At 35.6% G+C, this 21,990-nt stretch carries 23 protein-coding genes; 5 read left to right on the top strand and 18 right to left on the bottom strand.

The annotated features are described in order from the left end of the window. Positions 1-9: 9 nt before the first annotated feature. From ACKVQX_RS12480 to ACKVQX_RS12470, 3 genes are read right to left on the bottom strand one after another with little or no spacing between them, the layout of a single operon-like run. The gene (locus ACKVQX_RS12480; protein ID WP_087682019.1) at positions 10-705 is read right to left on the bottom strand and encodes a response regulator transcription factor; all 696 of its coding nucleotides are present in this window, start codon (positions 703-705) and stop codon (positions 10-12) included. Then, positions 702-2,168, bottom strand: coding sequence for a HAMP domain-containing sensor histidine kinase (locus ACKVQX_RS12475; RefSeq protein ID WP_087682020.1), 1,467 nt, complete (start codon positions 2,166-2,168; stop codon positions 702-704). Before ACKVQX_RS12475 ends, ACKVQX_RS12480 begins: the two co-directional genes overlap by 4 nt. A 53-nt stretch (positions 2,169-2,221) precedes the next feature. Further along, complete coding sequence (locus ACKVQX_RS12470) at positions 2,222-3,181, bottom strand: DUF4822 domain-containing protein (protein ID WP_336663960.1); 960 nt, start codon at positions 3,179-3,181, stop codon at positions 2,222-2,224. Between the two features lie 160 nt (positions 3,182-3,341). On the opposite strand from ACKVQX_RS12470, the gene ACKVQX_RS12465 reads away from it, so the two are divergent. Then, positions 3,342-4,523 carry an MFS transporter gene (locus ACKVQX_RS12465; protein WP_068457023.1) on the top strand — a complete coding sequence of 394 codons (1,182 nt, stop codon included), beginning with the start codon at positions 3,342-3,344 and terminating at the stop codon, positions 4,521-4,523. Between the two features lie 297 nt (positions 4,524-4,820). Here the strand turns inward: ACKVQX_RS12465 and ACKVQX_RS12460 are convergent, their stop codons facing one another. Beyond that, positions 4,821-6,593, bottom strand: a complete 1,773-nt coding sequence (locus tag ACKVQX_RS12460; protein ID WP_409136376.1) for an aminopeptidase P family protein — start codon at positions 6,591-6,593, stop codon at positions 4,821-4,823. A 169-nt stretch (positions 6,594-6,762) separates the two neighbouring features. Here ACKVQX_RS12460 and ACKVQX_RS12455 point away from each other — a divergent pair, with 169 nt between their 5' ends. Next, positions 6,763-7,383 (top strand): NAD(P)-dependent oxidoreductase, encoded by a 621-nt coding sequence (locus ACKVQX_RS12455; protein WP_068457015.1) that lies wholly within the window; start codon positions 6,763-6,765, stop codon positions 7,381-7,383. Positions 7,384-7,438: 55 nt separating this feature from the next. On the opposite strand, the gene ACKVQX_RS12450 is transcribed toward ACKVQX_RS12455, so the two are convergent. Then, positions 7,439-8,125, bottom strand: a complete 687-nt coding sequence (locus ACKVQX_RS12450; protein WP_087682025.1) for a type 1 glutamine amidotransferase domain-containing protein — start codon at positions 8,123-8,125, stop codon at positions 7,439-7,441. Between the two features lie 74 nt (positions 8,126-8,199). Here ACKVQX_RS12450 and ACKVQX_RS12445 point away from each other — a divergent pair, with 74 nt between their 5' ends. Continuing rightward, entirely contained in the window at positions 8,200-8,532 is a 333-nt protein-coding gene (locus ACKVQX_RS12445; protein ID WP_368634457.1) for a MerR family transcriptional regulator, read from the top strand. Positions 8,533-8,676: 144 nt separating this feature from the next. On the opposite strand, the gene ACKVQX_RS12440 is transcribed toward ACKVQX_RS12445, so the two are convergent. Next, complete coding sequence (locus tag ACKVQX_RS12440) at positions 8,677-9,258, bottom strand: NAD(P)H-dependent oxidoreductase (protein ID WP_068457007.1); 582 nt, start codon at positions 9,256-9,258, stop codon at positions 8,677-8,679. Between the two features lie 119 nt (positions 9,259-9,377). Between ACKVQX_RS12440 and ACKVQX_RS12435 the strand changes: the two genes are divergently transcribed. Next, positions 9,378-9,809, top strand: coding sequence for a MarR family winged helix-turn-helix transcriptional regulator (locus ACKVQX_RS12435; protein ID WP_068457004.1), 432 nt, complete (start codon positions 9,378-9,380; stop codon positions 9,807-9,809). Between the two features lie 45 nt (positions 9,810-9,854). On the opposite strand, the gene ACKVQX_RS12430 is transcribed toward ACKVQX_RS12435, so the two are convergent. From ACKVQX_RS12430 to ACKVQX_RS12405, 6 genes are all read right to left on the bottom strand, one after another. Then, on the bottom strand, positions 9,855-11,594 hold the full coding sequence (locus ACKVQX_RS12430) for a sensor histidine kinase (protein ID WP_285215651.1): 1,740 nt from the start codon (positions 11,592-11,594) through the stop codon (positions 9,855-9,857). Then, entirely contained in the window at positions 11,591-12,358 is a 768-nt protein-coding gene (locus ACKVQX_RS12425) for a response regulator (RefSeq protein ID WP_409136375.1), read from the bottom strand. Before ACKVQX_RS12425 ends, ACKVQX_RS12430 begins: the two co-directional genes overlap by 4 nt. A gap of 99 nt (positions 12,359-12,457) precedes the next feature. Next, on the bottom strand, positions 12,458-13,570 hold the full coding sequence (gene msrAB / locus ACKVQX_RS12420) for a bifunctional peptide-methionine (S)-S-oxide reductase MsrA/peptide-methionine (R)-S-oxide reductase MsrB (protein WP_068456992.1): 1,113 nt from the start codon (positions 13,568-13,570) through the stop codon (positions 12,458-12,460). 18 nt (positions 13,571-13,588) lie between these two features. Next, positions 13,589-14,137, bottom strand: coding sequence for a redoxin family protein (locus ACKVQX_RS12415; RefSeq protein ID WP_068456988.1), 549 nt, complete (start codon positions 14,135-14,137; stop codon positions 13,589-13,591). A 14-nt stretch (positions 14,138-14,151) separates the two neighbouring features. Beyond that, complete coding sequence (locus ACKVQX_RS12410; protein WP_068456985.1) at positions 14,152-14,868, bottom strand: cytochrome c biogenesis CcdA family protein; 717 nt, start codon at positions 14,866-14,868, stop codon at positions 14,152-14,154. 140 nt (positions 14,869-15,008) lie between these two features. Then, positions 15,009-15,923 (bottom strand): GGDEF domain-containing protein, encoded by a 915-nt coding sequence (locus ACKVQX_RS12405; protein WP_068456982.1) that lies wholly within the window; start codon positions 15,921-15,923, stop codon positions 15,009-15,011. A 180-nt stretch (positions 15,924-16,103) separates the two neighbouring features. Here ACKVQX_RS12405 and ACKVQX_RS12400 point away from each other — a divergent pair, with 180 nt between their 5' ends. Continuing rightward, positions 16,104-16,298 carry a hypothetical protein gene (locus ACKVQX_RS12400; RefSeq protein WP_409136374.1) on the top strand — a complete coding sequence of 65 codons (195 nt, stop codon included), beginning with the start codon at positions 16,104-16,106 and terminating at the stop codon, positions 16,296-16,298. A gap of 196 nt (positions 16,299-16,494) precedes the next feature. On the opposite strand, the gene ACKVQX_RS12395 is transcribed toward ACKVQX_RS12400, so the two are convergent. The 6 genes from ACKVQX_RS12395 to ACKVQX_RS12370 form a co-directional block, all read right to left on the bottom strand. Then, positions 16,495-16,851 carry a MaoC/PaaZ C-terminal domain-containing protein gene (locus ACKVQX_RS12395; protein WP_285215653.1) on the bottom strand — a complete coding sequence of 119 codons (357 nt, stop codon included), beginning with the start codon at positions 16,849-16,851 and terminating at the stop codon, positions 16,495-16,497. Next, entirely contained in the window at positions 16,827-17,186 is a 360-nt protein-coding gene (locus ACKVQX_RS12390) for a hypothetical protein (protein ID WP_285215654.1), read from the bottom strand. Before ACKVQX_RS12390 ends, ACKVQX_RS12395 begins: the two co-directional genes overlap by 25 nt. Beyond that, positions 17,183-18,274, bottom strand: a complete 1,092-nt coding sequence (locus ACKVQX_RS12385; RefSeq protein WP_338838403.1) for an acetyl-CoA C-acyltransferase — start codon at positions 18,272-18,274, stop codon at positions 17,183-17,185. Before ACKVQX_RS12385 ends, ACKVQX_RS12390 begins: the two co-directional genes overlap by 4 nt. Then, positions 18,267-19,715: an AMP-binding protein gene (locus ACKVQX_RS12380; protein WP_368634454.1), complete on the bottom strand. Its 1,449-nt coding sequence runs from the start codon at positions 19,713-19,715 to the stop codon at positions 18,267-18,269. Before ACKVQX_RS12380 ends, ACKVQX_RS12385 begins: the two co-directional genes overlap by 8 nt. Positions 19,716-19,772: 57 nt before the next feature. Further along, on the bottom strand, positions 19,773-20,354 hold the full coding sequence (locus ACKVQX_RS12375; protein ID WP_087682037.1) for a biotin transporter BioY: 582 nt from the start codon (positions 20,352-20,354) through the stop codon (positions 19,773-19,775). A 155-nt stretch (positions 20,355-20,509) separates the two neighbouring features. Next, the gene (locus ACKVQX_RS12370) at positions 20,510-21,976 is read right to left on the bottom strand and encodes an N-6 DNA methylase (RefSeq protein ID WP_409136373.1); all 1,467 of its coding nucleotides are present in this window, start codon (positions 21,974-21,976) and stop codon (positions 20,510-20,512) included. Positions 21,977-21,990: the final 14 nt, after the last annotated feature.

Below are 21,990 nucleotides of genomic sequence, written 5' to 3'. Positions count from 1 at the left end.
ACTCAAAAGTTAGTCTGTATTAAAGCGATAACCGCTACCCCAAACGGTTTCGATTGGAATTTCAGAGAGGTTTGCTTTTTTTAATTTATCTCGAATACGTCCTACATGAACAACAACTGTAAATACATCTCCATCTAAATCATCCATATACCATAGTTGGCGGAATAATTGTTCTTTCGTCCAAACACGATTGGGATTTTCCATGAAGAAAGCTAATACATCGAACTCTTTCGTAGTTAATGTGACTTCTTGATTCAGTACAAATACTTTTCTTGCAGCTCGGTCAACCGTAATATTTTTTAGCGTTAGTATGTCTTCTCGTTGTTCTGCACCTTTTAACTGCTCATATCGCTTCATATGAGCTTTCACACGCGCTACTAATTCACTTGGACTAAAAGGTTTTGTAATATAGTCATCAATTCCAAGCCCTAATCCTCGAATCTTATCAATTTCTTCTTTTTTAGCAGATACAATCATGATTGGTACATCTTTTTTCTCTCGAATTCTTCTACAAATCTCAAAGCCATCCATTGAAGGTAACATGACATCCACAATGATTAAATCATATTCTGTTTGCAATGCCTCTTGCACACCTTGAAATCCATTATGCATCATCGTGACTTGCATTTGATGACTCTCTAAGTAATCACGTTGAAGTTCAGCAATACTTGAATCATCTTCAATAATCAAAATATGTGGTGTCATGCTTCATTCTCTCCTTCTTGATTTGGCAACCAAATGATTACCTCTGTATAATTATTGCCGTCACTGTCAATCTCGACAGTTCCATGATGTTTCTCAATAATTTGTTGAACAATAGCTAACCCTAAACCACTTCCACCTGTTGAAGTTCTCGCTTTTTCACCGCGATAAAAATGCTGGAATACATGAGGTAACTGTTCTTTTGGAATACCACTCCCATTATCACGAACAACAATCCCAACTTCATGCACTTTTTCTTTTAAAGTGATTTGAATAGACAATGGTTCATCGGGCTTTTTAAATTTCGCGCTATTTTCAAGCAGATTAACGAGTGCGCGATTCATTTGTAAACGATCAAGCTGTACCTCATACGTTTTAAGCGATTCAAACTGACAGTGAACATCTGCATGACTCCACTGAAACTCCTCCACAATGTGTTGTAAAAAGGATGTTAATTCAATTCGCTCTAAATGGAAAGGAATTGCTTCCGCATCATATTTTGAATATAAAAAGAGCTGTTCAATTAACTCATTTAAAGCCACAGATTTTGTATAAATCGTCTGTAAATAACGTGCTTGCTTTTCAGGTGTTTCTGCAATCCCTTCTTGTAAGCCTTGAACATAGCCAATAATCGATGTAATCGGTGTTTTTAAATCATGTGAGATACTCGCAATTAAATCCTTTCGATTCTTTTCTAGATTACGTTGTTCTTCTAAAGACTGATTCAATGCATCACGCATTTGCTCAAAGTTCTGGTGCAGTCGTTGAACTTCAATTGCAGTATCTTTTGGTAACGGTGGCGGCGCTGAAACAAGATGTCCACCGCGCATATCTGTCATAGATTCACCTAAATTAGCGAGTGGTTGGACAATTGTTTTTTGTAAAATTCGATTCAGTAACCAGACGAAAATCACTGCAATGAGCGTAATCAAGCCAATAATCACAATGCCCCACTTCGTTAAGAACTCTAGAAAACTATTTTCTTTCTTTAGAACAAGAACGCTCCCTTTTTCTTCGTTAGGATAATAAAAATCAAACTTAATATAACGGTATAAATTTCCGCTGTTATCAATCGTTCCTTTTGTTTCGATATTATTCTGATCGAACTTTGGAAAATGGACAACTAATGATTTTTTCACAAGTCCTTTTGAATAATAAACAATCTGATCTTCGCGACTAATTACAATACCAACATCTTCTTTTTCAAAACGCTGTAATTGTTTTTGCGTATTCGACTCCAAAAGTACTTCCGGATTTTCTTTTGCCGTTTTTCGTAAATCGACATAGGCTCCTTCTTCTTCTGGACTTAGCGAGCGCTGTTTCGTAAATGTCTGATACAGTGTTTTAGGTGTTGGAACAGAACCCGTTGTGACATAAAAAATGATACAAAGAATTGCTATAATCGATAAACTCGCAATAAAAATCCCACCTAAATAGGAAGCTAAAAACCGTTGTTTTATACTCATAAATTATAAAAAGCTCCTTTCCACCTTATTGTGCAAAGGAGCTCTATTCACCACTAGAAGCTAAATGTTGGTTGTAATTCTCCTTTATAAGGTTCATGTTCTACATAAATTGTAATATCTTTACCAGCTTCATCTTTTCCCATACGCTTATAGGTGAATTTTTGATTGTTTAATTCTGTAAGTTCAAGTGCTACACCGTACTTATTCTCACCAAGTGATACATGCGCACGTACATGATTTTTGTTGATAACATCAAAGTAACCAAAGTCACCGCGTGTCTTGCCTGTTTTTTGGTCAAAGAATTCATATTGATTCGTTTGTTCATCAAATTTAGCGATACTTAAAAAGTTTTGATTGGCTTTTGTGACATCATTCCCTTTTTCATCTAACACCTTCGTACCGTACCATAATGTTTCACTTAAAATTTTGTCGCCATCTGTTTTCGTTTCAACTGCTTCTGTTTCTTCAAATGTTTTCGGTGCATTTGTAAAAGCTAATTCTTTTTCTTTATAAGGGACATGTTCTACAAATACTTCGACATCTTTACCATTTTGATCTTTCCCCATACGTTTATATGTGAAAATCTCATCATTTAATTCTGTTAAATCGACAACTGCTTGGTATTTCATCGTATCTGAAATTAAAATACGTTTTTGTCCATCGTTCGTAATAAAGAATGTTCCTTCATCACCACGTGTTTTTCCTGTTTTCGCATCAAAGAATTCATATTTTCCTGTTTGTGCATCGTATTTAGCCAAACCGATAAAGTTTTGATTCTCTTTTGTTAAGTCATTTTTTTCAGCGTCATACACACGTGTTCCTTTCCAGTTTGTTGCGCTTAGCGTATTAGCCATTTCTTGTCCTTTTGTTAGACTTGCTGCTTCTGTCTTTTCACTTGTTTGTACTTGTTTTACTTCTTCTTTTTTTGTTTCACTTTCACCATTACTACAAGCACCTAAAATTGTTGCTGAACTTAATACTGCAAATGCCATAAATTTAAATTGTTTTTTCATGTCATCTCTCTCCTTCATTTATAACGTACTTTTAGTATGAAGGACACTTCTAAACACTTTATATCTGAAATATAAACAAATTATAAATTCAACTTTTCCTTATTTTATGTCCTAATTATGCTATGCTAATGAAGTTATTTTGAGAAAAAGGAGCCTGTCTATGACACAACAAGAAAACAAAACACCCTATGGTCTACTCATTTTCTCTTTAAGCCTACTTACATTCGTATTAGGTACAAGCGAATTTGTGATTGTCGGAATTTTAACTGATATTTCTTCTAGTCTTCATATTTCAAATGCACAAGCAGGTACACTCGTTTCTGCATTTGCCTTTACTTTTGCCATTACTACACCAATCGTTATGGCACTTACAAGTCACTTTAAAAAACGTCCTTGGATGCTACTGTTAATTTTAGCTTTCGTTCTATTTAATACATTATCCATTTTTGCAACAAGCTATTTGGTCCTACTCGTACTTCGTATGCTAACAGCCATCGTTACAGGTGTGTTAATCTCGTTAGCGATGGTCGTAGCCAATGAGTCGGTTCCTGAACATAAGCGTGGCATGGCCATCTCATTCGTATTCGGTGGTTTTACATTAGCGAATGTCATCGGTGTTCCCATCGGTACACTACTTGCTGGACACTTTTCTTGGCACGCAACATTCATCTTAACCGCTTCACTTGGTTTAGTTGCGTTCATCTTTGCACAGCGTTTATTACCGCATAAACTCAGTCAAGAGAAAGGTTCCATTCGTGACCAATTCGCACTACTTGGTAACAGTCGAATCCTAATGGCATTCTTCATTCCAGCTCTTGGCTTTGGCGCTACCTATGCCGTATTCACGTATCTTGTACCGATTTTAAAAACATTAGATATTCAAAATGAGTCCATCAGTCTCGTATTATTTGGTTATGGTGTCATTTCAATCTTTAGTAATATTCTTGCTGGAAAGATTGCTAGTCATCGTCCAATCGCCAGACTGCGTATCGTCTTCTTTATTCAAGCACTTGTATTAATCGCAATCTACTGGACAACTGCTTCGCTACCACTCGCTTTAGTTAATATTGGCTTGATGTCACTCATGTCGATTCTCTTAACGACTTCAACTCAGTTATATTTAATTGATTTAGCGAAAATTTATCAGCCGAGCGCAACAGGTCTTGCGGCTTCCCTCATGCCTGTCGCAAGTAATGTAGGGATTGCGATGGGTTCTGCTATTGGTGGATTTGTCTATCACGCAAGCTCGCTAACGTTTATTCCATTTGTAGGTGGTGTTCTTGCGATTCTAGCGTGTATTTTAACGAGTATTAGTTACCGATTGGATCAGAAATCAAAATAAAAAATTTTTTACGAAAAAGAGGACTTTTTTAAATAAGCTACGAGCGTCATAAGATATAAATAGCAATTAATATAAACCGTTAAAAACATAAAAGATTCACCTTGTAAAAAATTAAAAATAAGCAGTGAATAGATCATCGATATGATGGATGCAACTAAAAATCGACCCTTTTTTGCTAGATGATACTTCCACACAATAAAAATCATTGAGCATAAAAATACAACATAAAACATGGGATACAACTTCTTATGTAAAAAGCGAAGTCACTCAATTTTGAATGGCTTCGCTTTTCTTTGATTAAATTGCTCTTGTTTCGTGTTTTAACCAAGCTCGTTCTTCTTCATTTAAATATGGAGAAAGTTTTGCATATACTTCTTCATGATACGCATTTAACCATTGTTTTTCAGCTTGTGTTAGTAATTCTACTTCGATTGCGTCTACATCAATTGGGCAATATGTGATGGTATCAAATGCCATGAATTGACCAAACTCCGTTTTTTCTGCTTCTACTACAACTAACATGTTTTCTGTACGAATACCATGTTTTCCTTCTAAATAGATTCCTGGTTCATTCGTCAAAATCATACCTTTTTCTAATACAACGTGATTGCTGTTACGAATACTTTGTGGTCCTTCATGTACATTTAAGAAGAAACCAACACCATGTCCTGTACCGCACTTATAATCAATGCCTTCAGCCCAGATTGGTTGGCGTGCTAATACGTCTAAATTGCCACCTGTTGAGCCCTGCAAGAATTTCACTCTACTTAGTGCGATAAAACCTTGTAATACGAGTGTGAAATGATGTTTTTCTTCATCTGTTAGAGCGCCTAACGCAATTGTACGTGTAATATCTGTTGTACCATCATAATATTGACCACCTGAATCGACTAAGAATAACCCTTGTGCTTCTAATGTCTTTTGAGTCGCTTCCTCTGCTTTATAATGCATCATCGCTGCATTCTCTTTGTATGCTGCAATTGTATCAAAACTTGGCTCTACAAAGTCAGCCTGTTCACGACGGAAGTCTTCTAATTTTTGTTCTGCTGCGATTTCTGTAATGTTCCCAGATGCCACTTCTTCTTTTAACCATTTAATAAAACGAACCATCGCTACGCCATCACGTAATTCACATGCTTTGAAGTTTTCAATCTCCACATCATTTTTAATCGCTTTTAATGTTGTTGTTACATCTGTTTTCGCAATGCGTTTAACAGCTGTTGGAATGGCTTCATCTAAAGCATAATTGATGCGTTGGTCATCATATAACATGACTGCATCTGTTGGTAACTTTTCAAGTGTTGCTGTAGTTTCTTCATATTCTTTAACCTCAATACCATCTGCTTCTAAAACTTCTTTCACATCTTGTCGTAATTTTTTAGAATCAATGAAGATGGTGCAATTTGTATCGGTAATCAACACATTTGCTGTCACTACAGGATTATTCGGAACATCTGTACCACGAATATTTAATAACCATGCAATATCATCTAAAGAAGCAACAAGATAATGTGTTGCCTGATGTTTTTTCATCTCAACACGTACTTCTGCTAGTTTTTCTGTACGTGATTTCCCTGCATACTTCACGTCATGAATATAAGCAGGTGCATCTGAAACAGCTGGACGATCGTGCCATAGCTGACCAATTAAATCGTCTTTTGCATGAATTTTCATCTGTTTAGCAGCTGTATCCTTTTTCATACGCTCTACTAATTGTGTTGAAAATACGCGACCGTCAAAACCAATTGTCGCCTGTTCTTTTAAAACATCCGCTAACCATTCTGTATAAAAAGGTACTTCAGGATCTGCCATACGGAATAAGCGAATGCCTGAACCTGCTAATTGTTTTTCTGCTTGAATATAGTAACGTCCATCTGTCCATAGCCCTGCGTCATCTAATGTAATTACGACCGTACCAGCTGAACCTGTAAAACCTGAAATCCATTCACGACTCTTCCAATAATCTGCTACATACTCTCCTTGGTGTGCATCAAAACTTGGAATAATATACGCATCCAATTGATGTTCTTTCATTAATTCTCTCAGTTGTGCTACGCGTTCTTTAATCATTTTCATTTGTCCCCCTATCAAAATTACTTACTTCTCTATTTTGAACAAAAAAAGTTATTTTGTGAACCGAAGAGTGTTGAATATTTTAAAAAATCGAACATTATTTGATTTGTTATGTCATTTTCATTTAGGGTATAAGTAAATAACGCTATATTCGAGGAGGATTTTTATGAAAATCATTGTATTCGGTGCTACTGGAGGCGTTGGACGTCATGTAGTCAATCAAGCACTTCAAGCAGGTTATGAAGTGACTGCTTTTGTACGTGACTTAACAAAATTACAAATCGAAAATGACCATCTTCATGTCGTACGCGGTGACGCGACAAATGCAGAAGAAGTATCTGCTGCAATTGCAGGTCATGATGCCGTTGTTTCTTGTCTCGGCTCAAATAAGATGGTCGCGAAGTCTACACAATTAGAAGAAATGACCCAACACATTGTAGCTGGTATGGAAGCACATCACGTGAAGCGAATTGTCTATACCGCTTCTGCTGGAATCAATAATGAACTACCGGGTGTAGGTGGCAAAATGGTGATGAAAATGCTTCAAAATGTTTTAACTGACCATCGCCACGCTGTTGATTTGATTCAAGCACATAAAGACTTACAATATACAATTGTTCGTCCACTTGGTTTGACGAATGATGACTATACAGGAGAATATCGTGAAGCAAAAGAAGGTGTGCCAGAGAATGCACGTAATATACCACGTGCTGATGTCGCACACTTTATTTTAAAAGCTTTAGGCGACGACACATATATCGGCGAATCTGTAGGAATTGCACAATAATAAACCATAAAAAAAGTCCGAAATTGCACTTATAATGCGACTTCGGACTTTTTTATTATTGTGCTTCTAAATATTGAATAACTTCTTTTGCAACTGCAGCACCTGAAGAAGGATTCTGACCGCTTACGACACGTTCATCTGCTACTGCAAATGATGCCCAGTCATCTGATTTCACATACTGGCCGCCACGTTCTTTTAACGCGTCTTCTGTTAAGAATGGTACAACTTCTGTTAATCCTACAGCTTGTTCCTCTGTATTCGTAAATCCAGTTACTTTTTTATCTTTAATTAAATAGTCACCTGTTGCAGTTTGAATATTTAATAAGCCGACTGAACCATGACATACAGCCGCTACTACGCCGCCTTTTTCATAGATGACACTCGCTAATTTTTGAAGGTGTGCATCTTCTGGGAAATCCCACATTACGCCATGACCACCTGTGTAATAAATTGCATCATACTCGCTTGCATCTACTTCACTTGCAGCCATTGTTGTTCCTAAACGATTTAAAAATGTAGGGTTCGTATAGTAAGACCAATCTAGTTCAGACATTTGATCTGCTTGAAGACTATGTGGATCAAGTGGTGTATAACCACCTTTAGGACTTACATAATCCACTTCATAGCCTGCTTTTGTTACTTCTTCTACAAAGTGAACTGCTTCTGCTAACCATAATCCTGTAGCACGCGCTTGGTTTGGATATTTTGATACATTCGTTACGACAACTAAGATTTTTTTCATTATACATACTCCTTTTTTCTTGATATGATTCATGGTACAAGTTAAACCATACTTTAAGTCAAGGCGGACGATTCATGTACTCTATTAGACAAGCTTCAGAATTAGCACAAGTGCCTGCAAGCACAATTCGCTACTACGAAAAAATTCAACTACTCGCTTTTGTTCAACGTGATACAAAGGGTAATCGAATATTCACAGAGAAAGAAATCGAATTACTCAACTTAATTCGCTGTTTTCGAACGCTCGGTATGTCCATTCAGACAATCCAGCAGCAAATTCAAACATTTGAATCACAACATGCAGAATTAAATGTGCAAGCAATTTTGCAACAACATAAACAAACATTAGTTGAGCAAATTGACATTCTTCAAACTTATATTCAAGAAATTGATACAAAAATTGAATAAATGAGTATCTATGAGCCTGGGACATAAGGGTAAAAAAAACATCCCATATGAGCATAAGAAAAACTGGAATTGCGCTGTGGCGCGGTTCCAATTTTTCGTTGCGAACTCTAAAAAAGGGAGATGACATGTTTTGTCCCGGGCTCTTTATAAATTTCTCATATGACTTTCAATTTGTAACAACCTCTTTTGTTGTTTTCCCTCTTTTTTCTCCATAGAACCAAATTCAAAAAACTTTATCTTTTTAATACCGACAAATTGAAATAGTGCACGCTTCATCAAAATTTTATGTGCATTATGCAGCCAAATGAATGGATAATGTGTTGGTCCTTTCATTGTTGAAATACAAATAGCTGATTTTCCTTTTAATAACCCCTCTGCAAATAATCCCTTTGTATCTCGATATGCAAAGTTTGCAGAAAATAATTTATCAATATATCCCAATAACATTGCGGGTGGTCTTCCCCACCAAATTGGATAAATAAAAATCAGTTGATTCGCCCATTTAATTTGCTCCCTGTATTTCTCTAAATCTGGGTCTTTATATAAATCTCTTCTTCGTTTTTCTTTATGGAAATCTAATACTGGATTAAAATTTTCAGCATATAAATCGAGCACTTGTACTTCATGTTTTTGAGAATGATCATGCAGCCCTTTTAATGTGTGTTGTAAAAATGACGCATTTAAACTTTCGTGATTCGGATATGTGTACACAATTAAAATATTCATTCTACACCTCTTTTAGTTATCATTTGATAACTAAATATAACTTGTAAAGTAATTAGTTGTCAAATGATAATTGTTTTTAGATAAGTTATTTGATATGTTTTTTTAAAGGAGTGTCTCTTATGAACGAAAAAACCTTATTTGAAAAAGTTATTTCCTTTACATCTGCTGTACATTTAACCACACAACAACTCACAAAGGATGTAAAAAATGAACATCTAACATCTGTTCAATATGCTATTTTAGAGTACATTACAGTGAGCCAACCTGTAACGCCAAGTGAAATTAGCGAATGTCTCCATATTTCTCTACCGAATACAAGTCGTGAATTACGAAAATTATTAGAACAAAAATGGATTATAAAAGAAACAGATGCTGTGGATCGTCGAAAACAAGTGATTTCATTATCTACTGAAGGTACAAAAATGATGTCTGCTTCTTTCCAAAAGATCGAGCATAAATTTCAAAAAAGAATCGCGCATTTAACTGCTGCCGAAAAGTTTGAACTTGAAAAAGCACTTAATTTACTACAACAAAAATTATTTTATGACTAAAAAAACAGCCCTTTCTTGAACCAAAGGGCTGTTTTTTTATATCTATTATGTGTGCAATGTTTTACTAATTTTAATGGCAACGGTTGTCCCTTCATTGATTGTAGAATCAATCGTCACACCGTACGTTTCTCCGTAGTACAATTTAATACGCTCATCTACATTTTGAATACCGACACCGCCTAGTTTTGTTTGTTTTTTCTCTTGTATTTCATCTAGAGTCGATGTGTCGAATCCTTCTCCATTATCCTCTACATAAAAGGTTAAATCTTCTCCTTCATCTTTTACATAGATTCGAATCTCACCTGTATGCGAAAGACCTCGGATACCATGATACAACGCATTTTCAACAATTGGCTGTAATAAAATCTTTGGCATTTGAATAGAAGCAAGTGACGGTTCACACTCAATTGTGTAATTAAGTTGATCACCATAACGCTCTTTTTGAATGAATAAATATTGTCTGACATGATCCAATTCATTTTCAACAGTCGTTAGTTCTGCACCGCCACTCAATGATAGGCGGAAGAACTGCGCTAGCGCTTTTGTCATATCAATCACTTTTTCGCTATCATTGAACTCTGCCATCCAGACAATCGTATCGAGCGTATTGTATAAGAAGTGTGGATTGATCTGACTGTGTAATGTACGAATTTCCGAATGACGTAATGCTTTTTCCTTTTCAGTCACTTCTTCCATCAGCGTTTTAATCTCCACAACCATCTCATTAAAATGACGTGTTAAACTTTGCGCTTCGTAACATCCACGCTCATCTACAGGGATTTCAACCAATCCCTGTTCAATATCTTGCATCGCCTGCTCTAACTTTTTGAAAGGCTTTGTAATGCGCCCTGTAAAAATAACAATACTCACAATCGCGAGCACTAAAAAGATGAGACCGACAGCTAACACAATCTTCATTAGCTTGTCTTTAATCGCCACTAACTCATCTTGTGAAGATACGCCCACGAGCTTCCAGTCCGCATTTTCAAGTGGGAACGAATACGTGAATGTCCCTTCTTTTTCATCGAATGTTTTCGGGTTATCCGCAATTTGCTGTAAATATTTTTGCTTCACAGGATTTTGAAAATAACTTGGATTTTGATGATATACCACTTCATTATTGGCATTTAAAATAAATGAAAATCCTTCGTTACCTAAGTTTAAGTTTTTAAGGTAATCTTCAATGACTTTATATTGAATATCAATCAAGAGAACTCCAATATTCTTACCTTCTGCATCTTTAATCTCACGACTTAATGAAATCACCCAATTGTCTTTATCCATTGAAAAGTCTTGCATGCGTGCAGATGTTAAAACGGGTTGGTCACCATTTTCGATTGCTGACATATACCACGATTCCTTCATCATATTACTCGACATACTCATATTAAGCCCTTTTTCATTCGATAAGATTTCACCATTTTTACTGACAATGACAACCGACTCAATTGCTTGGTCTGTAGACATCGTTGTGCGAATTGTGGATAGTAAATCTTGTTTTGTCGTTTGATTGCGTTCTTCTGTTGCTAAATAATCAACGAGTTGTGGATTCTCTGCTAGAACACGTGACATGGCTTTTAAACGGTCTAAATACAAATCAATATACATACCACTCTGTTCAATTGCAGTCTCTGTTGTCGTAGTTTCTTCTTTTTGAACAATGGACGTCATACTGTAATACAAAATAATTCCCATACAAGCAAGTGTTAAAATACTTGCGATGACGTAATGCAAGGACATCTGTACACGTAATTTTTTTAAAACTGGAAAACGCGCTTTTTTCATTCTTTCACCTTATCTCGAAATTGATTCGGGGACATCTTGTACTTCTTTTTAAAAGAACTACTTAGATAATTCGGATCATCAAATCCAACTGCCGATGCAATTTCATATACTTTCATATTCGTACTAAGCAAGAGAATTTTTGCTCGTTCCAAACGCTTTGTCAGCATATACTCTTGAAAAGTTTGACCGTATAATCGTTTAAATAAATTACTTAAATAGGACGTACTGAGTGATAGTTGTTTTGCTAAATACGTTAGTGAAAAATCAACATCATTCATGTGGTCATCAATCTCTTTTTGAATCTTCTCTTGATATCCTGTGTCGTCTACTGTGTCTACTTTTTTCGTTAGGTCTTCTACAATTTTTGTCACAGCGAGGTGCTTATCATCTTGTTGGCGTTTTGCGATGAGTTTTTGCAATGTTTGTTGAATATCTGTTTTAGATACAGGCTTTAATACATAATCATCTACACCTGCTTTTAAAGCTGTCAACGCATAATCGAAGTAGTCATACCCTGTAATCAACGCAATTTTTGTATCAGGTTTTATCTCTTTGACCGCAATTGAAAAATCAAGACCATTCATCTTTGGCATATTAATATCAGCTAAAATTAAATCGGGTTCATGCTCTTTAAAAAGCGCCAGTGCTGCTTCACCATTGGAAGCTTCATATACTTCTGAAATCGAGAGTGCATCAAAATCAACGAATGAGCGAATGCCACGAATAATAATCGCTTCGTCATCTACTAATAATAATCTATACATAACACGTATCACTCCTTTTCTATGTAATAAGAAAGAGAAACCACGTGAAACGCGATTTCTCTTATTGTTTTAGCTTTTCTTATACTGTACTAAATCGACCTATTTTGCAAATTTCAATAGGTAGCCGTAACCTTCTTTTTTCATGTCTTCTTTTGGAATGAATTTGATTGCTGCACTATTAATACAGTAGCGTAGACCGCCTTTATCTTTTGGGCCGTCATCAAATACGTGACCTAAATGGCTATCGCCTGTACGACTTCTTACTTCTGTTCGAACCATATTGTATTTGTTATCTTCACGCTCTACAATAACCGCTGGATCGATTGGTTTTGTGAAGCTTGGCCATCCACACATTGAATCATATTTATCTTCTGATGCAAATAATGGTTCACCTGTTACCACATCTACATAAATACCTGGTTCATATGTGTCCCAATATTCATTTGAGAATGCGCGCTCTGTGTCGCTACCTTGTGTTACTTCATATTGTTCTTTTGTTAATTTCTTTTTGATTTCTTCTGCACTTGGTTTTGGATATTTCGCAGGGTCAATCAATGAAGGTACTTTTTGATCTTCAAGTGAATCGAATTCCACATGGCAGTAACCATTCGGATTTTTCTCTAAATAATCTTGATGATATTCTTCTGCTAAACCAAAGTTTTTAAGTGGTTCTACTTCCGTTACAATTTTATCATCATAACGTTTTTGTTCTTTTGCCATAACTTTATCAATAACTGCTTTATCTTTTTCATCTGTATAGTAAATACCTGTGCGATATTGTGTACCGCGGTCATTACCTTGTTTGTTTAAAGATGTTGGATCGATAATTTTAAAGTAATAAGAAAGTAGCTTTTCTAGATCTACACGTTCTGGATCATATAATACATGAACTGTTTCCGCATGACCTGTCTTACCGCTAACGACTTCTTCATACGTTGGATTTTTTGTTGTACCATTCGCATAGCCTGACGTTACATCATAGACACCATACACACGTGCCATATAGGCTTCGACACCCCAGAAACAACCGCCAGCTAAATAGATTTCTTTTAAGTTCTTCTTATCGAATGTTAAATTCTCATTTGGATTTTCAGGGAACTTTGATTCTGCCCCATTACTGCCATTTGAACCACCACTTGTAATGCCAGCTGAACCACATGCCGCAAGTAGCAATACAGCGCCTAGTAAATAAAGCCATAAAAATTTCTTCATTTGCCTGACAACCTTTCTCTATTTAATTTCTTTAAATTTCTCGATAATTTGTTCGTTACTTGCATGTCCTGGTAATGTTTGAACAACTTTACCATCTGATGAGATATACGCTGATGTTGGGTAACCACGAACGCCATATTGGTCGGCAATTTTACCACCTTCATCAAGTAATACTGTAATATCTGGTGCTTCTTCTACACCACTAAACCATTTTTTAAAGTCGGCTGTGTTTTTTTCGTTTTTGTAGCCAGGTGCTACAACCGTTAATACTTCAAAATCTTTTTTCGTATTTTGTAATGTATTTAACTCCTCAAGACCTGCTAAACAGATTGGACACCATGAAGCCCAAAACTTCACATAGATCTTCTTACCTTCATAATCTTTTAAGCTATGTGTTTTGCCATTTACATCTGTCAATGTGAAATCAGGTGCTGCTTCACCTGCACTCGCAGTTGTAGTCGTTGTTTCATTTGATTTTGATTCTGTCTTCGTTTCGCCACCTGAGGAACAGGCAACTAGTAATAACATCAATACGGTTGCTAGTGTTAGAATTTTTATTCGTTTCATCTACTCGTTCTCCTTTACTGTGGAATAAGTGTTGTAAACCAATTTAGATTATTTGTCATTAAGAATAGACCCATGATGATGATAACCACACCACCGAATACTTTTAACTTCCCCATATACTGATTTAATTTGCGTACGCGCCCTAGTAATAAATCTGAAAATAGCGCTAAAACAAGGAATGGAATTAATAAACCAAGTGCATAAATGAACATTAATAATGCACCATATGCTGCTTGTCCTTCACTTGCTGATAAACCGAGTACTGCACCTAAGATCGGCCCAATACAAGGAGTCCATCCCATACTAAATGTTAAACCGAGTAAGTATGTTCCAAACAAATCACGTTTATTACTGCGATTCACTTCAACTTTCTTTTCGCGATTTAAAAATGAAAAGTTGAATAGTCCAACTTGTTGTAAACCTAAAAATACGACAATTGCACCGCAAATGACGATGAACCATTCACTTTGTACAACTGCACCTAAATAACCTGCGCCAAAACCTAATAATACAAAACTTGTTGATAGACCCGTAACGAAAATAATGGTCTTCAATACAAGTAGCGGATGAATATGCCACTTCCCAATCGAGATGACTTTTCCTTTCGCCCCCTGTTCAGTTGTTGAAAGAATCGATATATAGACCGGCAATAACGGTAAAATACATGGAGAAAAAAATGATAGTAAGCCTGCAATGAATACAGAGCCCCATACAAGTTGCTCGACAGCCAATGAAGACACCTCCGTTCATGTTGTTACCTCTATCTTACTGATTTTATAGTTTTCAGAACATAGAATAAGCTATGCAAAATCTTTAAAATGATGTGGTCATACAAAAAAAGATACCTCTTAAAAGAAGTATCTCATTCACTCTATAATTGTTTTTGCTGTTTCTTTTGTTCGTACATTTGAAGGTCTGCTTCATGTAATAGTTCATTCATTTTGCCATATGAATTTGGTGCATAAGCAGAACCTACAGACATTTGAATTTGTTCATGTATATTAGATAAATAACCATGTACTTTCTTGATATACTGTTCGAATTCAGTATAGTTACAATTCGGTTTAATAATCACAAATTCATCTCCACCAATTCGTGCAACCACTGTATTTTCACAAGCATATTGTTGTAAAGCTTGCGCCGTTGCTTGAATCATAAGATCTCCAGTCATGTGACCATATGTATCATTCACTTCTTTTAAACCATCTAAATCAATTACAGCAATCATCATTTCTTCCTGTAGTGCATCATATTTCTCCAATTGTTGTTGAAAATATTGACGATTGTAAACACCAGTAAGTCCGTCTCGAATTGCTTGATTAGATAATTTTTCTTCTAAAATAACCTTCTCATGAATGTTACGAAATAGCCCCTGAACAGCCACATAACGTCCATTTTCATAGACTGGAGTCGCATATTCTTCAAACCAAAGGTACTCTCCATGATGATTACGAAAGCGAAATCGAAGTGGTTGTGTGAAATCGACTTCACCCCGCTCCTTCGCTTCTAATAATGCATAATCTTCTGGATGAACTAAATCATAAATTGCTTTAGGATTATGAAGATGCGATTTTAACGTTCCTGGTCCTAATAAATCATCAATTGTCGGGCTTAGATAATGATATTTAAATTCTGGATAAGTTTCACAATAATAAAGTAAATCTCGGATGTTCTCTACAGATTCCACCATAGGTTGTAATAAAGTAATTTTTTTAGAAAGCTTTACTTTTTGCATGTAGATATAAGAGCATAAAATTAATAATAGTAAAACCACAAATAATATCATCATTTACCCACCCATCTAAAATATATACTATTTTATACATTATAAGGTCTTTTTAACTAGAACTAAAGATGTATTGTATATACTTTTTAATATTTCCACTATTTTTAAATGGTTTATTGATTTACATTATAAATCTTTTTTTATATTTTATGGTAAAATAAGGTGGAGGTGGTGAATAATATGAACTTTAAACAACTATCACTCGGTAAAAAAATTATCTTAATTACAACTGTAATCGCTCTTATTTCTTTATTTTTGCCGTGGGTTGAATTAGGTATTTTAAGTGCTTCTAGTTTCCAACAAGGTGGATATCTTTTTTTTAATTGCTTTTATTTATCCAGTTTATTGTGTTCTCAAGAATACTTATATAAATAAAGTTGGCGGACTAGTTTGTGGAATCGTAGCATTAATTGCTTCAATTGCTTATATTAGTTCAAAATCAGACGAAATATTTGGGACTGCCATTAATGTAGCAGGTTCAGGTGCCTATCTTTTTTTAATTTCAACAATCGGATTGATTATTGGCGTAGTTTTAGACAAAAGAATCTCATAGTAAAAAGAGTGAACAAATTTAAATGCGTTCACTCTTTTTGATTCCCCCTCGAACTACTTCATGCAATTGTATGGTGCCTTTGAATTTTATTTCTTGTACCGTAGATATCACTTCTATTTCTAGTATTTCTTCCGCATAGACGGGTGATAAAAATGTACATGCTATTTGTATACTTTCTTGCTCAAGTTGAAACAATGATTCTAGGCGCGATATGATTTTTGATTGCACGAGTAATCCATGCGCTACAATACTTTTAAATCCAGCTTGCTTTGCTGCTAATTGATCTACGTGAATGGGATTCTTATCTCCTGATAATATACTATATGCGTGAATTTCTTCACATGAAATTTTTAGAGTGAACTGATATTGTTCCATATTAAATCAGACTCCCCTTCAAACAGGCATTTTTCTTCATCGTATATTTTAATGATTTGCTGTGCATACATAATATGTCGCTTTTTAATAGGATTGGTTACATAAATCTTCACATGATATATATGATTCACATACATTGTTTCATACATGATACAATTTTGTTTACGTAAAATAGGTGGACTTGACCATATATATAATTCCTGTGCAAATTTGCAAGCAATCATTGGAAACATATGAGGTAATTGTCGATTGTTTTTAGGTTCCATATCTATTAAATCTAAAAATCCCTTTACTTCTTCTTCTGTAAATGCGATATCAAAACATTTCTCTTTCATACAACTACCTCAAGTAAGACAGCTACACCAATCCCACCACCACTACCGATTGCCGCTACTACATACTTTAGATTTTCCCGTCTTTGTACTTCATAGAATAAACGCGTGATTAGAATACCCCCTGATGCACCGTAAGGATGTCCAATGGTTAGTGCCCCTCCTCTGCAGTTTATTTTTTCAAATGGAATATTCAACTCTTGCATACAGGCTACCACTTTAGATGCAAAAGCTTCATTTATTTCAAATAAGTCAATTTGTTCTACTGTTAGTTGTTGCTTTTTTAAAAGCTGTTGAATTGCTGGAATCGGTGCAGCTCCAGGATAATTCGGATGATTTCCAACTACGACACTATCAATAAAACGTAGGACTGGTTGAAATCCTTGTTGAATTGCTAATTCTTCTTCCATAACCAATACTGCTGAAGCGCCATCATGAATACCACAACTATTAGCTGCTGTTACAGTTCCATCTTTTAAAAGCGGACGTATTCTTTTGAGTAAAATAGATAAATCCCTTTTCTTATATAATTCTTCATCACATTGTAACTGCTGAATCGGTATAATTTCTTGTTGTAAATACCCACTCTCAAATACTCGCCATGTTCTTTCATAACTCGTTAAAGCATAAGCATCTTGCTGTTCTTTTGAAACATAAAACTTTCTTGCTACATTCTCTGCCGCTTCAACCATATCAGGATCGCCTATTTCTTTTGGTGAAAATTGTGCTCTTTTAGAAAAGGGTGATGTACTAGCACTTTCAACCCCACCAGCAATATAACATTGTCCTGCTCCGGACTTTATAAAGTAACTTGCCAGTCTAATGGCTTCTAACCCTGCACTGCATTGACGGTCAATTGTCATGCCAGGGATTTCCATCGGTAAACCTGCTTCCAATACGGAAAATCGCGCTACATTTCCACCAGGCCCTACAACATTTCCTAAGATAACATCGTCAATTGGCACTGTTAAACCTTCTACTAAATTTCTTAAAATAGGTGTCATCAATTGTTGTGGCGGTATATGTTTAAATTGTCCATTTACTTTTCCAATTGGCGTTCGTTTAGCTTTCACAATTACCGCATTAAACATATGTAAGCTCCTCACGTTCAATCTGCTTTAGTAATTCGCCGCGCGCTATTTTACCGCTTGTCGTATAGGGCATTTGCTCAACAAATAACCATTTACGTGGGATTTTATAAGATGCAAGTACTTTTCGACAATGCTTTTTGAGCTCTAATCTACTAACATTCCCTTTAATAATGGCTACAATCATTTGTCCCCAATAAGCATCTGCAACACCCATCACTACAGCTTCTTCGACGAATTCATGTGTCTTTAATACCTGTTCGATTTCTTCAGGGAATATATTAATACCGCCGTATAAAATCATATTATGTTCACGTCCTATAACTGTTACATAACCTTCTTCGTCGATATATCCCATATCATTTACTGTCGCAAACCCTTCTGCGTCACAAATCGTTTCAACCTCACGATTCATACCTATAATATATCCATCAATCAATAATTCACTTCTTACATAGATTTTGCCTATCTGTGTTTCTTCTTTTTGATGTCGAATTTGAATTTCAACACCTGTACAAGCTTTACCAACTGTCTCTGGACGATTTAGCGCGTCTTCATTTGATAAAACGGTGATAAAACTTGTTTCACTTGCGCCATAAAATTCATACATTTGGACATCATAAAAAACTTCATGAATTTGTTTTTTTGATTGTGGTGACCATTTCGCTCCAGATGAAATCAATTGAATCGACTGTTTTACAGCCATTTGAGATTTAAAAAACGCTTCTATCATTGTAGGAACAACATATAAAACAGAGATTGGGTGTTGATTCAAAAACTGCATCGTGAATTGCGGCGTGAATTGTTCCATGATATATACACTTCCACCTAAATAAAGTGTACTCACAGCTCCATATAGAAAATGCGAATGAAATAAAGAACCCGGAATTAAAACATGCTTCGTGTTATCCAAATGAAAATCCCAACGATTACATTGAAAACTAGCTACCCATGATTTTTGTGAACGAATAAAAGCTTTAGGAGTGCCTGTTGTTCCAGAAGTAAAACCAATATAGAATGGTTTATTTTTTTCTAATACTATATTTTCTGTTGGGAAAGAATGTATAGCTAAATCTAAATCGACGACATCAAACCAGTTTTGCGATAACTGATGATGCTTACTTTTTAAAGCATCTGTTGTCACAATGAGATCGGGCTTTGATAGTTGGATTCTTTTCATTAATTCATCTGTTGTCCAACGCACATCATAAGGAACAGCTACCCACCCTGCTTTTGCAGCACCTAAAAAAACTTGTAGAAAGTGACGGCTATTCGGTAGTAAAATACCAACGGTTTTATATTCATTTTGCATACTTTTTAACCAGTGTGCTGTTTGATTCGTCCACGTATGCCACTGTGAATAGCTAATTTTTTCAGTAGAAGTTGTAACTGCTATTTTTTCAGGATCTTCATTCACAAATACTTGATATGTTTCCGTAATCATTAACTTCCTCTCCTTTAATAAAAAAGAAGGAACCACTTAAGAGATCCCTTCAACATTTTAAATACTTTCCGTCATCATTTTTTTCACTGGCTTTTTTGATAAAGCTCGTACAAAGAAAGGATGTTTTCTTAATTTATAGACCAAAATAGAAGCGATAATCGCTTTTAATGCATCCCCTGGTAAATAAACTAGACCTAACTTCACAGCAGTTAGGACAGGAATATCCATCATAAATGCTTGCATCGGCATACCAATTAAATACACTACAAAAATACCTGCTGTTAAATTCACAAGTAACACTTTATACAATTTAAGATTTTGAATACGTGAGAATAAATAACCGACCACGAAAGCTGCTAGTGGATAACCAATTAAGTAGCCAACACTCGGTCCAACAAATACACTTAATCCCCCACGCCCACCTGATAATAAAGGCATACCAGCTGCTACTAATAATAAAAAGACAATTTGACTCAAAGCTCCTAAACGCGCACCTAAAATTCCACCAGCTAATAAAACACCGACTGTTTGTAATGTAATCGGCACTGGTGTAAATGTTAAAACGATTGGTGGAATCATTCCAAGCGCCCCCATGATTGCTGCGAATAAAGCAACAAAAGTTAATTCTTTACGTGTCATTTTTTCAAACTCCTTTAAACAAAATATGTAATAAATTCTGGTGTTATCATACTGTAATCTTTCGATATGTGTCAACTGATTTTTATTTTAAGTTAACTTATTTTATAATAATAAATTAGTATATAAAAAAAGTATGCAATCCATGTTGCATACTTTTATGTCCGTTGTACCAGATTCCTATTAAATTCTTTAATTTTCTTCGTTGTTTCATTTGAGAATGCAGTAACGCGATGAATCATGTCGTTGATGTCCCTTAATTGATCCTCATATGCATATTGTTGTTCTGCAAGTTCATAAGCCTGTTTTGCTAATATGCCTAACTGACTTTTTTGCTCATTCGTAAACGGTAATAAAGGGACTCTCGCCACATAACCTGAGGTCACCATATTTGAACGATTTAAAATACCACGTACTAAATAAGTGACTAAATCTGAATTGAGGTAGGCTAGTAACCACCAGACATCTTCATCCTCACAAATGATATTCGCGTTCACACCATAAGTTGCATTTTTAGGTAAACGACTCGCTGTAAAAGCCACGCCCATGGAAGAACAGGTAATACCCGATTGATAAAGTAGTTGCTTATTACGCACATTAAACGTTTTAATCATTCGATCAAATTCTAAAAAATCTTCATGTAAATAAAGTCGAACCGGTGCATAGAAGCGGTGACTTCCTGGATTTTTATAAAATGGAATTGTAAATGGTGCACGTTTTTCTTTTGATAAATAAAGTGCGTCTTTTCCTGTTGAAATACCTGTCACACAATCAAACTTGTCACCGAGTCGGTCATATTGAAAAAGCTTTTTAACCTCCACAGGACAATCAATCATCCACTCTGCATAATCTTTTTCATCATTCAAAATTAATTCATCTAACGTGTGTGTGTCTACTTCTCCATTCATAAATTCAGTCAGCTGTTGTTGCAATTGTTCTGTAAAAGCAGCTGTTGAAATTGGTCGGTTTTTTGCATAGACGCCCTTTTGATAAGACGTTCCTTTTTGTAAAATGATGATGCTTGTTCTTACGTCTGCCGATTGTTCATGAAACAAATCTGTTGGACACATCGTAATCTCATGAATCGTACATGTTTCCAATATCTTTCTGCGTAAATTTTGATGAGCCTTCGCTGTAAAGAAAGAGTCATATGTAATCAATCCAAGTACTGCACCGTCTTTCGCTACATCAATTAAAGCCGATATGAACATGCTATACATATTGTGTACGCCCACATCGGAAAATAATGTCTTCAATTCTTTTTTATTCTTTTGAATATAATCGACTTCGTGGCAATTATAAGGAGGGTTCGCAATATAGTAATCATAGTGAAGTGGTTCTCGTTGTTCTCTATATACATCAATAAAATTCATCTGTGTAAATGTACAACCATATGTTTCTTCATGTCGAAAAATATCTACACCGTCCACTGTATAACCATCTGCTAAGAAATGCGTGACTAACTCTTCCTTTCCCACACAAGGGTCCAATACAGTTCGTCCATCTGGTTGAATCATGCGAAGTCTGTCCGTCAAATAACGCGATACGAAGTCAGGTGTATAGTAATAGCCAAGCTCTCGTCGATCCATCTTCTCTATTTGTAAAACTTTCGAACCTCTACCCAAGATACTCTCCTCCT

The sequence above is a fragment of the Kurthia sp. ISK08 genome, assembly GCF_046159805.1.
GTDB classification, from domain to species: domain Bacteria; phylum Bacillota; class Bacilli; order Bacillales_A; family Planococcaceae; genus Kurthia; species Kurthia gibsonii.
This window is presented reverse-complemented; position numbering and strand designations above follow the sequence as displayed.

Excerpts from the sequence above, each read along its gene's own strand:
- ACKVQX_RS12480 (WP_087682019.1), bottom strand. The coding sequence starts at position 705 with ATGACACCACATATTTTGATTATTGAAGATGATTCAAGTATTGCTGAA.
- ACKVQX_RS12475 (WP_087682020.1), bottom strand. The coding sequence starts at position 2,168 with ATGAGTATAAAACAACGGTTTTTAGCTTCCTATTTAGGTGGGATTTTT.
- ACKVQX_RS12470 (WP_336663960.1), bottom strand. The coding sequence starts at position 3,181 with ATGAAAAAACAATTTAAATTTATGGCATTTGCAGTATTAAGTTCAGCA.
- ACKVQX_RS12465 (WP_068457023.1), top strand. The coding sequence starts at position 3,342 with ATGACACAACAAGAAAACAAAACACCCTATGGTCTACTCATTTTCTCT.
- ACKVQX_RS12460 (WP_409136376.1), bottom strand. The coding sequence starts at position 6,593 with ATGATTAAAGAACGCGTAGCACAACTGAGAGAATTAATGAAAGAACAT.
- ACKVQX_RS12455 (WP_068457015.1), top strand. The coding sequence starts at position 6,763 with ATGAAAATCATTGTATTCGGTGCTACTGGAGGCGTTGGACGTCATGTA.
- ACKVQX_RS12450 (WP_087682025.1), bottom strand. The coding sequence starts at position 8,125 with ATGAAAAAAATCTTAGTTGTCGTAACGAATGTATCAAAATATCCAAAC.
- ACKVQX_RS12445 (WP_368634457.1), top strand. The coding sequence starts at position 8,200 with ATGTACTCTATTAGACAAGCTTCAGAATTAGCACAAGTGCCTGCAAGC.
- ACKVQX_RS12440 (WP_068457007.1), bottom strand. The coding sequence starts at position 9,258 with ATGAATATTTTAATTGTGTACACATATCCGAATCACGAAAGTTTAAAT.
- ACKVQX_RS12435 (WP_068457004.1), top strand. The coding sequence starts at position 9,378 with ATGAACGAAAAAACCTTATTTGAAAAAGTTATTTCCTTTACATCTGCT.
- ACKVQX_RS12430 (WP_285215651.1), bottom strand. The coding sequence starts at position 11,594 with ATGAAAAAAGCGCGTTTTCCAGTTTTAAAAAAATTACGTGTACAGATG.
- ACKVQX_RS12425 (WP_409136375.1), bottom strand. The coding sequence starts at position 12,358 with ATGTATAGATTATTATTAGTAGATGACGAAGCGATTATTATTCGTGGC.
- msrAB (WP_068456992.1), bottom strand. The coding sequence starts at position 13,570 with ATGAAGAAATTTTTATGGCTTTATTTACTAGGCGCTGTATTGCTACTT.
- ACKVQX_RS12415 (WP_068456988.1), bottom strand. The coding sequence starts at position 14,137 with ATGAAACGAATAAAAATTCTAACACTAGCAACCGTATTGATGTTATTA.
- ACKVQX_RS12405 (WP_068456982.1), bottom strand. The coding sequence starts at position 15,923 with ATGATATTATTTGTGGTTTTACTATTATTAATTTTATGCTCTTATATC.
- ACKVQX_RS12400 (WP_409136374.1), top strand. The coding sequence starts at position 16,104 with ATGAACTTTAAACAACTATCACTCGGTAAAAAAATTATCTTAATTACA.
- ACKVQX_RS12395 (WP_285215653.1), bottom strand. The coding sequence starts at position 16,851 with ATGGAACAATATCAGTTCACTCTAAAAATTTCATGTGAAGAAATTCAC.
- ACKVQX_RS12390 (WP_285215654.1), bottom strand. The coding sequence starts at position 17,186 with ATGAAAGAGAAATGTTTTGATATCGCATTTACAGAAGAAGAAGTAAAG.
- ACKVQX_RS12385 (WP_338838403.1), bottom strand. The coding sequence starts at position 18,274 with ATGTTTAATGCGGTAATTGTGAAAGCTAAACGAACGCCAATTGGAAAA.
- ACKVQX_RS12380 (WP_368634454.1), bottom strand. The coding sequence starts at position 19,715 with ATGATTACGGAAACATATCAAGTATTTGTGAATGAAGATCCTGAAAAA.
- ACKVQX_RS12375 (WP_087682037.1), bottom strand. The coding sequence starts at position 20,354 with ATGACACGTAAAGAATTAACTTTTGTTGCTTTATTCGCAGCAATCATG.